The 12,318-nt window shown below is 58.7% G+C and carries 10 protein-coding genes; 5 read left to right on the top strand and 5 right to left on the bottom strand.

Annotation, left to right across the window (positions count from 1 at the left end; genetic code table 11):
* Positions 1–120: 120 nt before the first annotated feature.
* The 5 genes from NHG65_RS06115 to NHG65_RS06095 all read right to left on the bottom strand — a co-directional run bounded on the left by NHG65_RS06115 (position 121) and on the right by NHG65_RS06095 (position 4,635).
* The gene (locus tag NHG65_RS06115) at positions 121–864 is read right to left on the bottom strand and encodes a type 2 GTP cyclohydrolase I (protein ID WP_219015602.1); all 744 of its coding nucleotides are present in this window, start codon (positions 862–864) and stop codon (positions 121–123) included.
* Positions 865–881: 17 nt separating this feature from the next.
* Positions 882–1,862: an MBL fold metallo-hydrolase gene (locus NHG65_RS06110; RefSeq protein ID WP_207976114.1), complete on the bottom strand. Its 981-nt coding sequence runs from the start codon at positions 1,860–1,862 to the stop codon at positions 882–884.
* Between the two features lie 22 nt (positions 1,863–1,884).
* Positions 1,885–3,315, bottom strand: coding sequence for a deoxyribodipyrimidine photo-lyase (gene phrB, locus NHG65_RS06105; protein ID WP_499183045.1), 1,431 nt, complete (start codon positions 3,313–3,315; stop codon positions 1,885–1,887).
* A gap of 15 nt (positions 3,316–3,330) precedes the next feature.
* Positions 3,331–4,284 (bottom strand): YbgA family protein, encoded by a 954-nt coding sequence (locus NHG65_RS06100; RefSeq protein WP_207976118.1) that lies wholly within the window; start codon positions 4,282–4,284, stop codon positions 3,331–3,333.
* A 144-nt stretch (positions 4,285–4,428) separates the two neighbouring features.
* On the bottom strand, positions 4,429–4,635 hold the full coding sequence (locus NHG65_RS06095) for a YbfA family protein (protein ID WP_012005686.1): 207 nt from the start codon (positions 4,633–4,635) through the stop codon (positions 4,429–4,431).
* Positions 4,636–5,080: 445 nt separating this feature from the next.
* On the opposite strand from NHG65_RS06095, the gene NHG65_RS06090 reads away from it, so the two are divergent.
* From NHG65_RS06090 to kdpD, 5 genes are all read left to right on the top strand, one after another.
* Positions 5,081–5,170 (top strand): K(+)-transporting ATPase subunit F, encoded by a 90-nt coding sequence (locus NHG65_RS06090; protein ID WP_004949718.1) that lies wholly within the window; start codon positions 5,081–5,083, stop codon positions 5,168–5,170.
* Complete coding sequence (kdpA, locus tag NHG65_RS06085; RefSeq protein ID WP_261415506.1) at positions 5,170–6,858, top strand: potassium-transporting ATPase subunit KdpA; 1,689 nt, start codon at positions 5,170–5,172, stop codon at positions 6,856–6,858. Before NHG65_RS06090 ends, kdpA begins: the two co-directional genes overlap by 1 nt.
* Positions 6,859–6,884: 26 nt before the next feature.
* On the top strand, positions 6,885–8,954 hold the full coding sequence (gene kdpB / locus NHG65_RS06080; RefSeq protein WP_099065116.1) for a potassium-transporting ATPase subunit KdpB: 2,070 nt from the start codon (positions 6,885–6,887) through the stop codon (positions 8,952–8,954).
* A 19-nt stretch (positions 8,955–8,973) separates the two neighbouring features.
* On the top strand, positions 8,974–9,543 hold the full coding sequence (gene kdpC, locus NHG65_RS06075) for a potassium-transporting ATPase subunit KdpC (RefSeq protein WP_499183044.1): 570 nt from the start codon (positions 8,974–8,976) through the stop codon (positions 9,541–9,543).
* Between the two features lie 78 nt (positions 9,544–9,621).
* Positions 9,622–12,315 (top strand): two-component system sensor histidine kinase KdpD, encoded by a 2,694-nt coding sequence (gene kdpD, locus NHG65_RS06070; protein ID WP_499183043.1) that lies wholly within the window; start codon positions 9,622–9,624, stop codon positions 12,313–12,315.
* The last annotated feature ends 3 nt before the right edge of the window (positions 12,316–12,318 follow it).

Here is a 12,318-nt window from a genome sequence, read left to right as displayed (position 1 = left end):
CATCTGTTATGCGTGACAGCGCGCTGGCTGTCAATAGAACAACCTTTGATAAAATAAGGGATTAGGCTATTAAAAGGATTCAGCCACGGTAAAAACCGGGCTGGATCCTGGGGAGGAAAATCAGGCGGGATTGGGGATATCGATAAAGGTCACATCAAAGCCATGATGATGGGCCAGCCATTCACCGAGCGCTTTGACGCCACCGCGCTCGGTGGCGTGGTGGCCGGCAGCGAAGAAGTGAATGCCCATTTCCCGCGCGCTGTGAATAGTTTGCTCAGAGACCTCACCGCTGATAAAGGCATCTACGCCAAAGCGTGCGGCGCTGTCGATAAAGCCCTGACCACCGCCGGTACACCAGGCCACACGGCGGATATGCGCCGGTGCGTTATCGCCACAGTGCAGCACCGCACGGCCCAGACGGCTCTCGATGCGCTGTTGCAGTTCAACGCCGGTCAGCGGCTGCTCGAATTCACCGTGCGGCACCAACGGCTCCACTTCGCCAACCACCCGAATGCCCAGCAGATGCGCCAACTGTGCGTTGTTACCCAGCACCGGATGCGCATCCAGCGGCAGGTGATAAGCGTACAGGTTGATGTCATTGCTCAGCAGCGTTTTCAGCCGGTTACGCTTCATACCACGCACCGAGGGCGCTTCGTTTTTCCAGAAATAACCGTGATGCACCACAATGGCGTCCGCCTGGTGCTCCACTGCGGCATCCAGCAGTGCCTGACAGGCGGTCACACCGGTGACGATACGCTGCACATGCGGCCGCCCTTCCACCTGCAGGCCATTCGGACCGTAATCCTGAAAGGCCGCGGTGTTCAGCTCGTTATTGATCAACTGTTCCAGATCGAGGTTACGCATAGAATTCTCTCTTCAATTCAAAATGTCTGCCGGTCGCCCTGTTCCATCAGGATAAATTTTACGCCCAGGTTGTTACCCTGATCCAACTGCTGCTTGATGGTCGCACGCACGTCTTCCCCCTGCTTCAGGCTGGGCTTGATATGGCTAATCACCACCGGGAAATCTTTCAGCGAGCCTTCACCCCCGCTGTACTGGGTCAGATTTTTCAACTCCTTCAACAGCCACGCCGGCGTCAGGTGGCCATACAGGTTTTTATCTTCCACCTCATTGGGATAGGAGGTTTCGATAATCATCCCTTTCAGTTTTTTCTGTTCGATAAGCGGCCCCAGCACGCGCCAGGCGCTATCCAGATTACGTGATTGCTCTAGGGCATCCGCCCCGGTGTCGCCGAAATAAGCGAAAGATCCGCTGCGATCGGACACCAACAGCATTGAGGAAGGGTAACGGTCATGACTGAGCGGATACATCACGCCACTCAGGCCAGTGACGCCCAGGGTCACGCGTTGCTGCGGCCGTACCGTTTGCAGCCGGTAGGTCCCCAAACGTGAACCATTGCCGGAGTCGGTAAAGTTAGGCCAGGCCTTCCAGTTAAAGTAATGATTGCGCAGGGTCAAAATGGTATCGGCCTGGGCATAGATATTCTTTTTAGTGTCTTCCGGCGCGCCAATAATCAGCCCTGCCACGTGGTCAAGATGGCCGTGGCTGATAAAGTAGGCGCCGATCAACTGGCGAAATATGTAGCCCTGCTGGGTATAAGGCGCGGCCAACTCAGGGGTAACCTGCGGGAAACTGCCTTTCTCCAGCCCTTTGGCAATGCCCGGCAGCAGTGAACCGGCATCCAGCGCCAGATACTGCGGCTGGCTGTCGTTGCGGATCAGATAGGAGGTCAGATTGCCGTCGCTGACGCCGCCGTCCACGCCCAGCGCCACCACGTCAAAGCCGGCCAGCGCCAGGGCTGAATAGCCACTCAGACACAGGGCCAGCACCTTTTTCATCATTATTTCGCTCCTTGCTGTTGCCTTAATATTCCCCGCGCTTCGCCGCTTCAAAGGCAGCCAGCGTCTCCAGCCGCGCCTGCTTGTGGTCGACAATCGGCAGCGGATAATCCAGCACGCGCTGCTGTTGTTCCGCCCAGCGATGGGGTTGATGGATAGCATTGTCCGGTACATCCGCCAGCTCGGGCAACCATTTACGGATAAAAGTGCCTTGCGGATCAAAACGTTCGCCCTGAGTGGTCGGGTTAAAGATGCGGAAATACGGCGCGGCGTCGGTGCCGGTTGAGGCCGCCCACTGCCAACCGCCGTTATTGGCCGCCAGATCGCCATCCAACAGTTGGGACATGAAATAGCGTTCACCGGCACGCCAGTCGATCAGCAGGTCTTTCACCAGAAAGCTGGCGCTGATCATGCGTAACCTGTTGTGCATCCAGCCGGTGGTATTCAACTGGCGCATGGCAGCATCGACAATCGGGTAGCCGGTGGCACCCTGCTGCCAGGCCTGCAACAGGGCTTGGTTATCCCGCCAGCGTACCCTATCCGTCCAATCGATAAAGGGACGGTGCTTGCATAACGCAGGATAGGCCACCATCAGATGCCGATAAAACTCGCGCCAAATCAGCTCATTCAGCCAGCCAAAGGCACCGCTGTCGTGATTTTCGAGCAGTTGTGGACATTCAGCGCGCAGGCGGTTGAAACACTGTCGTGGCGACAACGTGCCGATCGCCAGATAGGGCGACAGGCTGCTGGTACCGGCAATAGCAGGCCGATCCCGCTGTTCAAGGTAATCCTGCACCTGCTCACGGCAAAAGGTACGCAGCCGCTGCAGCGCCGCCTCTTCCCCGGCGGGAAAATCCCCCGAGGGCTCGGCCGGTGGATAGTTAAATGCTTCAGGGGAAACGGATACCGACAATGCACCGCCTGCCCGGGGTTTCGGGGCCGGTAAGGAACGAACGTCGGATTCGGTCAGCCGCTGGATAAAGGCTTTACGGAATGGCGTATAGATTTTGTACATTTCGCCACCGCCGGTTTTCACGCTGCCCGGCGGCAACAGCAGGCTGTCATCAAAGCTCTGGCAAATCACCTGCCCGGACAAACGCTGCTCCAGCCGTTGGTCGCGTTGGCGTTCGTTGATTTCGTACTGGCGATTGTAAAACAGCGTATCCACCCGCTCCTGCGCGCAATACGCCGTCAGCCAGTCAACCGAGGCGGCAAAATCATCACACTGGTGGTAGCTAAGCGAAATGCCCCGTTCGGCAAGGGCCTGCTGCATCTGCAGCAAATTGGCATGGATAAATTCGGCCTGACGCGGCGCCATCTCGTGCTGTCGCCATTGTTGCGGAGTAGCAATAAATACCGCCAGCACGCGGGCGTCGGGATCGCTGCAGGCGGCATGCAGCGCTTTGTTGTCGGTCATACGCAGATCGTTGCGCAACCAGACCAGATGCGTGGTCATAAAACTCCTTGTCAGTTAGTGGCCATAACGCAGGCGCAACGCCTCGGGATAGGGTTCGAAATAGCGTTGATCGGCCAGATAGCGATCGGGGTATTCGGCCATGTAATGTTTGAGCAGCGTGATCGGTGCCAGCAGCGGCTGCACGCCCTGCCGATAACGGTCGATCAACTGTGCCAGTTCCTGGCGCTGCGCCGAACTCAGGTGGCTGCGGAAATACCCCTGCACGTGCATCAACACATTGGTGTGATTGCGGCGCGTCGCCTTGTGCGCCAGCAGTTTCATCAGCCGGCTGCGGTATTCAATCGCGAACGCCTCCAGCGAGGTCCATTTATCCACGTCTGCCACAAAACGCCCGAGCTCACGGTATTCCGGCTGCGAATGCGCCAACAGCGACAGCTTATAGCGGCTGTGGAAGGCGATCAGCCCGCCTCGGGTCAGCCCCTTGCGCCACAGCATGTTCAGCTCATACAGCGCGTAAACCCGTTCGACAAAGTTTTCCCGCAGCGTTGCGTCATTCAGCCGTCCGTCCTCTTCCACCGGCAGCCAGGGCATTTGGCGTTGCAACTCGGCGGTGAACAGTCCGACGCCGCTTTTACGTGCGCCCTCGCCGTTTTCATCATACAGCCGCACCCGTTCCATCCCGCAGCTTGGCGAATTGGCACAAACAATGTAGCCACACAGGTGCTGCAAGGCGGCAATTCGCTGGGTGGAAAACTGCTGCATCTTGTCTGTCACATCGATGCTGTCGTCGTTGCTGTAGCGCAGCGCCACATGATGTGGTTTTTTGATCAACCGCAGCGCCGGACGCGGCGTCGACAGGCCGATGGCCATTTCCGGGCAAATCGCCTCAAACTTTACATAGGGCGCCAGTTGTTCCACTGCGAAGGCCAGCCGTTTGTGGCCGCCGTCAAAACGCACCGTCTCGCCCAACAGGCAGGCGCTGATCCCGATAGGAATTTTGTCACTCATTGATGGGCTCCCGCAGTATTGGATGATGTTAAAAGTGTAGAGGAATTTGCGTCAGGAGACGAACGTTACCAGCACTAAGGCCGAATAGCGCCCATAAAAAAACCCTCGCTGAGAAGCGAGGGTTTCAGGGGAAAGCGGGGGCGATCAGTAAAAATCGCAGGCCGCCAGTTCCGCCTGTTGCAGCCAGACCGGTTTATCGCTGGTTTTTGACCAGACGCGGTGCAAATAGCTGTAAAAACGGGCGCGGTCGCTGCGGAACAGCATTACCGGTAAAGCCAATACACCTGCCAGGATCACTGCGCTGCGGCGCAGGAGAATCCGATGCAATGAATAAGCTGGGTAGATAGACATGCGAACCTCCTTAAAAACGCCCGGCCGTCGATTTGTCTTGGAAACAGCACTGGCGTAAACCATTAAAACGGGATGATTTGGTAACTGGACAAAATTTTAGCGCAACTGATGAAAGTTTACTACTCATCCGACCACTAAATTGGTCAAAAAATCGCAAATAAATGCGCCATTGCGTAATTTTGTTACAACCAAGTTAATAATTAACTAACCATTGGTTACATTGTGGATATTGACCGCCGGTTTACGCCAATCGCTCTGCCTGGAAAGGCAAAGCGCCGATCCGAACTCGCCGCCCCCCACAACCCCCTCGATGAAAAGCCATTTTTCGCTGTAATTTCAGCCATTTTTATACTTTTTTTACACCGACCGACGCTATTTTTTCATCTTCTTTCTACCGCCCTCCCTACACTCGCTCTATCAAAAACTACACCTATGGAGGTGTCCTGTGAGTATCAGCGTTATTGGTGGTGCGCTGTTGGTCCTGCTGCTGTTGGGCTATCTGGTCTATGCCCTGTTCAACGCGGAGGACTTCTGATGGCAGCTTCAGCCTTTTTATTGATTGCCAGCTTCATGCTGGTGCTTTTGCTGCTGGCCCGGCCGTTAGGCAGTTTCCTGGCGCGCCTGATCGAAGGTGAACCCTTGCCCGCTCTGCGTCGGGCAGAGGCCGCCGTCTGGCGTTGTGCCGGCACGACCACCGCCGAGATGAACTGGTGGCAGTACGCACTGGCGATCCTGTGGTTCAACCTGCTGGGTCTGGTACTGCTGTTTGTACTGCTGATGAGCCAAGGCTCACTACCGCTTAACCCACAGGGTTTCCCTGGCCTGTCCTGGGATCTGGCGTTCAATACCGCCGTCAGCTTTGTCACCAATACCAACTGGCAGGCCTACAGCGGTGAGAGCACCCTCAGCTACCTTAGCCAGATGGCCGGGCTAGCCGTGCAGAACTTCCTGTCTGCGGCTACCGGCATCGCCGTGGCCTTTGCGTTGATCCGCGCCTTCACCCGCCGGTCCAGCGCCACCATCGGTAACGCCTGGATCGACCTGTTCCGCGTGACGCTGTACGTGTTGTTGCCGATCTCACTGCTGATCGCGCTGTTCTTCGTCAGCCAGGGCACGCTGCAAAACTTCCTGCCTTACCTGCATATCAGCACGCTGGAAGGCGCGCAGCAGACGCTGCCGATGGGGCCAGTGGCCTCACAGGAAGCGATCAAGATGCTCGGTACCAACGGCGGCGGCTTCTTCGGCGTTAACTCGGCACACCCGTTCGAAAACCCGACCGTGCTGACCAACTTTGTGCAAATGCTGGCGATCTTCCTGATCCCCTGCGCGCTGTGCTTTGCCTTCGGTCAGGCGGCCGGTGAAAACCGTCAGGGCCATGCTCTGATCTGGGCGATGTCGCTAATCTTCATCGTGGCCGTGGTGGTAGTGATGTTCGCCGAACTGGCAGGTAATCCGCATCTGAGCGAATTGGGCAGTGCCAGCAACATCAATATGGAAGGCAAGGAGTCGCGCTTTGGCATTCTCGCCACCAGCATGTTCTCGGTCGTCACCACCGCCGCGTCCTGTGGTGCAGTCAACGCGATGCATGACTCGTTCACCGCGCTGGGCGGCATGGTGCCGATGTGGCTGATGCAGATTGGTGAGGTGGTGTTCGGTGGCGTCGGCTCCGGCCTGTACGGCATGCTGCTGTTCGTGCTGTTGACGGTGTTTATCGCCGGGCTGATGATCGGCCGCACGCCGGAATACCTGGGCAAAAAGATCGACGTTTATGACATGAAAATGACCGCGCTGGCGATCCTGGTCACACCGACCCTGGTGCTGCTGGGCAGCGCATTGGCCATTTCCACCGACGTGGGCCGTGCCGGCATCCTGAATCCGGGTGCTCACGGTTTCAGCGAAGTGCTGTATGCGCTTTCCTCCGCTGCCAATAACAACGGCAGCGCCTTTGGTGGGCTGAGCGTCAACACGCCGTTCTACAACCTGCTGCTGGCATTCGCCATGTTCGTCGGCCGTTTCGGGGTGATCCTGCCGGTGCTGGCGATTGCCGGCTCACTGTGCGCCAAGAAGCGTCAGCCTGCGGGCAACGGCACTCTGCCAACCTACGGGCCGCTGTTTATCGGTCTGCTGGTCGGCACCGTGTTACTGGTGGGCGCATTGACCTTCGTACCGGCGCTGGCGCTGGGACCGGTGGCCGAGCATTTGCAGCTTTGGTTGACAAAATAATCGACGTCATAGAGAGAGAATAAAAGATGACTCGCAAACAACGCGCCCTGTTTGAACCGGCGCTGGTCCGTACCGCGCTGATCGATGCGCTGAAAAAACTGGATCCACGTACCCAGTGGCGCAACCCGGTGATGTTCGTGGTGTATATCGGCAGTATTCTGACCACGGCCATCTGGCTGGCGATCCTGGCCAAACAGACCGACGGCAGCGCCGCCTTTACCGGCAGCATCGCCATGTGGCTGTGGTTTACCGTGCTGTTCGCCAACTTTGCCGAAGCGCTGGCCGAAGGGCGTAGCAAAGCCCAGGCAGAAAGCCTGCGGGGCACCAAGAAAACCAGTTGGGCGAAGAAACTGGCCGGGCCACGTCGCGATGGCGCCACCGAGAAAGTCTCCGCCGAGAGCCTGCGCAAGGGTGACGTGGTGCTGGTGGAAGCCGGCGATACCATTCCGTGCGACGGCGAAGTGCTGGAAGGCGGTGCATCGGTGGATGAAAGCGCCATTACCGGCGAATCGGCACCGGTGATCCGTGAATCCGGCGGCGACTTCTCATCCGTCACCGGCGGCACCCGCGTGCTGTCCGACTGGCTGGTGGTGCAGTGCAGCGTCAACCCGGGCGAAACCTTCCTTGATCGGATGATCGCCATGGTGGAAGGCGCCAAGCGTCGCAAAACCCCGAACGAGGTGGCGCTGACCATTCTGCTGGTGGCGCTGACCCTGGTGTTCGTGCTGGCAACCGCCACGCTGTTCCCGTTCTCGCAATACAGCGTGGACGCCGCCAATGGCGGGTCGGTGGTCAGCATCACCGTGCTGGTGGCCTTGCTGGTCTGCCTGATCCCCACCACCATCGGTGGCCTGCTGTCCGCCATCGGCGTGGCCGGGATGAGCCGGATGCTGGGCGCCAACGTGATCGCCACCAGTGGCCGTGCGGTGGAAGCCGCCGGTGACGTTGACGTGCTGCTGCTGGATAAAACCGGCACCATCACGCTGGGTAACCGTCAGGCCTCCGAGTTTCTGCCTGCGCCGGGCGTTAAAGAACAGGAACTGGCCGACGCCGCACAGTTGTCTTCTCTGGCGGATGAAACGCCGGAAGGCCGCAGCATCGTGGTCCTGGCCAAACAGCGCTTTAACCTGCGTGAACGTGACCTGCAGGCGCTGAACGCCACCTTCGTGCCCTTCTCCGCCCAGACGCGCATGAGCGGCGTCAACGTGCAGGACCGCATGATCCGCAAAGGGGCGGTGGATGCCATTCGTCGCCACGTGGAGTCCAATCAGGGTCACTTCCCGCAGGCGGTGGATGACCTGGTGGCCAGCGTGGCACGTACCGGCGGCACGCCGCTAGTGGTAGCCGAAGGACCACGCGTGTTGGGGGTGGTGGCGCTGAAGGATATCGTCAAGGGCGGCATCAAAGAGCGCTTTGTCGAACTGCGCAAGATGGGCATCAAAACGGTGATGATCACCGGTGATAACCCGCTGACCGCTGCCGCCATTGCCGCAGAAGCCGGGGTCGATGACTTCCTGTCGGAAGCGACACCGGAAGCCAAGCTGGCGTTGATCCGTCAATATCAGGCGGAAGGTCGCCTGGTGGCGATGACCGGCGACGGCACCAACGACGCCCCGGCATTGGCGCAGGCCGATGTGGCGGTGGCGATGAACTCGGGTACCCAGGCCGCCAAAGAGGCGGGTAACATGGTCGATCTGGATTCCAACCCAACCAAGCTGATTGAAGTGGTGCATATCGGTAAACAAATGCTGATGACCCGCGGTTCACTGACCACCTTCAGTATCGCCAACGACGTGGCGAAGTATTTTGCCATTATCCCGGCGGCGTTCGCGGCAACCTATCCACAGTTGAACGCGCTGAACGTGATGCACCTGCACTCCCCCGCTTCCGCCATTATGTCGGCGGTTATTTTCAACGCCCTGGTGATCGTGTTCCTGATCCCGCTGGCGCTAAAAGGGGTGAGCTACAAGCCAATGAGCGCCGCTGCGCTGCTGCGTCGGAACCTGTGGCTTTATGGCGTGGGCGGTCTGCTGGTTCCGTTTGTCGGTATCAAGCTGATCGACCTGATCCTGGTCGCCTTGCATATCGCCGGTTAATCATTAAGAGGAAATGAAAATGTCTTATTTACGACCTTCGCTGGTGATGTTGATCCTGCTGACGTTGATTACCGGTATCGCCTATCCGCTGTTGACCACCGGACTGTCGCAACTGCTGTTTTCCGGCGCGGCCAACGGGTCGCTACTGTACCAGGGCGACAAAGTGGTGGGGTCGGCGTTAATCGGCCAAAACTTCACCAAATCCGAGTATTTCTGGGGCCGCCCTTCTGCCACCGGTGATTCGGCCTATAATGCCATGGCGTCTGCCGGCAGCAACCTGGCCGCCACCAACCCGGCACTGGACAAAGCCATTGCCGAGCGTGCGGCGCAACTGCGTCAGGCTAATCCGGCGATGAAAGGCCCGATCCCGGTCGATCTGCTGACCGCTTCCGGCAGCGGCCTGGATCCGCAAATTTCCCCCGCGGCGGCACAGTATCAACTGGCGCGGGTGGCTGCGGCGCGTCAACTGGCACCGGAGCAGGTCGCCAAACTGATCGATGAAAGTACCGATCAGGTCACCCCCAACTTTATGGGTGAGTCGGTGGTCAACGTGCTGAAATTGAATCTGGCGCTCGACGCATTGAAATAGTGCCTCGCGTGCTGCTAAAAAATAGTTCTCGGGTTCGGCGTGCCGGACCCGCTTTACGTTGCTGCAAAAGGAACTCCGATGGTGGATGAGGAACAACAGCGCCCTGACCCTGACAGCCTGCTGGCGCTGGCCAATGAAAAACCCCGCGGCCGCCTGAAGGTGTTCTTCGGCGCCTGTGCCGGGGTGGGTAAAACCTATGCCATGCTGCAGGAGGCGCAGCGATTGCGTGCCCAGGGGCTGGACTTGCTGGTCGGCGTGGTGGAAACCCATGGCCGCAGCGAAACCGCAGCACTGCTGAACGGGTTGGATCTGCTGGCGAAAAAGCGTATTCAGTATCGTGGCCGACAGATTCAGGAGTTTGATCTCGACGCCGCGCTGGCACGCCACCCGGCAATGATCCTGATGGATGAACTGGCGCACAGTAACGCCCACGGCTCGCGTCATCCGAAGCGCTGGCAGGATGTCGAAGAGTTGCTGGACGCCGGTATCGACGTGCTGACCACCGTCAACGTGCAGCACCTGGAAAGCCTGAACGACGTGGTCGGCGGCGTGACCGGGGTGCGGGTGCGTGAAACGGTTCCCGATCATGTATTCGATGAAGCCACTGAAGTGGTGCTGGTCGATCTGCCGCCGGACGATCTGCGCCAGCGGCTGAATGAAGGCAAGGTGTATATCCCCGGCCAGGCCGAACGCGCCATTGAGCACTTTTTCCGCAAGGGCAATTTAATCGCCCTGCGCGAATTGGCGCTGCGCCGCACCGCCGACCGAGTCGATGACCAGATGCGTGCCTTCCGCGATACCCAGGGCCGTGAGCGCGTATGGCACACCCGTGACAGTATCCTGCTGTGCGTCGGCCATAACAACGGCAACGAAAAGCTGGTACGCATCGCCGCCCGGCTGGCGGCCCGACTGGGCTGTCACTGGCACGCGGTATATGTAGAAACACCCAAGTTACACCGTTTGCCGGAGAGTCAGCGTCGGGCGATCCTGCGGGCACTGCGGCTGGCGCAAGAATTGGGCGCTGAAACCGCGACCCTGTCCGAACCTTATGAAGAACGCGCAGTGCTGCGTTACGCCCGCGAGCACAACCTGGGCAAAATCATCATTGGCCGCCGCAGCGAACAACGCTGGAAGCTGCGCGGCAGTTTTGCCGATCGTCTCGGTCGACTGGGACCCGATCTTGATCTGGTGATCGTCGCGCTGGAAAATGACAGCCTGCCGTCACCGGGTAAAGAGCATGACAGCCGAAGCTTTAGCGAGAAGTGGCGTATCCAACTGCGCGGCTGCGCGGTCGCCGTCGCACTGTGCGCCCTGATCACCCTGCTCTCCCGCTGGCTGCTGCCAGGCTTCGATCAAGCCAACCTGGTGATGGTCTACTTGCTTGGCGTTGCCCTTGTCGCACTGTTCTTTGGCCGCTGGCCGTCGGTGCTGGCGGCGGTGATTAACGTCGCCAGCTTTGACCTGTTTTTCGTTCAGCCTCAATGGTCGTTTGCCGTCAGCGATATGCAGTATCTGCTGACCTTTGGCGTGATGCTGATTGTAGGTATCACCATCGGTAACCTGACCGCCGGCGTGCGTTATCAGGCGCGGGTGGCGCGTTATCGCGAGCAACGGGCTCGCCATCTGTATGAAATTTCCCGTGGGCTGAGCCAGGCGCTGACCACCGAAGACATCGCCAAAACCAGCCGCCACTTCCTTTCCAGCAGTTTCCAGGCAAAAACCGTGCTGCTGCTGCCACAGGAAGACGGCAAACTGCAGCAAATGGTCGGCGAAACCGGGGGATTGCTGTCGGTGGATGAGGCGATTGCCCGCTGGAGCTTTGACAAGGGCATGCCGGCCGGAGCCGGTACCGACACTCTGCCTGGCGTGCCCTATCAGCTGTTACCGCTAGCCACGTCGAAGCAAACCTTCGGCCTGTTGGCCATTGAGCCCAGCAACCTGCGCCAGCTGATGGTGCCGGAGCAACAGCGGCTGCTACAGACCTTTGCGGTGTTGATTGCCAGCGCACTGGAACGCCTGCATTTGGCACGCAGCGCCGAGGAAGCCAAGCTGGACGCCGAGCGCGAACAACTGCGCAACTCGTTACTGGCAGCACTGTCCCACGATTTACGCACCCCACTGACGGTGCTGTTCGGTCAGGCAGAGATTCTGACGCTCGATCTGGCGGCAGAAGGCTCCAACCATGCGCCCCAGGCCAGTCAGATCCGCCAGCAGGTACTGAGCACTACCCGGCTGGTGAATAACCTGCTGGATATGGCGCGTATTCAATCCGGCGGCTTTAACCTGCGTAAAGAGTGGCAGTCGCTGGAAGAGATCGTCGGCGCATCACTGCACATGCTGGAGCCGCTGATGACCCAGCATCAGATCAAAGTGGAGCTGCCACCGGAGCTGGTCTTGGTCAACTGTGATGGCAGCCTGCTGGAACGGGTATTCACTAACCTGTTGGAAAATGCCAATAAATATGCCGGTTACGATGCTACTATCGGTATTCGTGCCCATACGCTGCCAGACTGGCTGGAAGTCGAGGTCTGGGACGATGGACCGGGCATTCCCGAAGGGAAAATGCAGCTTATTTTCGATAAGTTTTCCCGCGGTAATAAAGAATCGGCGATCCCCGGCGTGGGTTTGGGGTTAGCGATTTGCCGTGCCATTATTGAAGTGCACGGTGGCCGTATCTGGGCAGAAAACGGAGCCAATGGCGGTGCCAGCTTCCGCTTTGTACTGCCGCTGGAGAAACCGCCTGAGATAGACAGCGAAGCCTTTGATCTGTAATTA

It is taken from the genome of Serratia myotis, from assembly GCF_027474885.1.
GTDB lineage: Bacteria > Pseudomonadota > Gammaproteobacteria > Enterobacterales > Enterobacteriaceae > Serratia > Serratia proteamaculans.
This window is presented reverse-complemented; position numbering and strand designations above follow the sequence as displayed.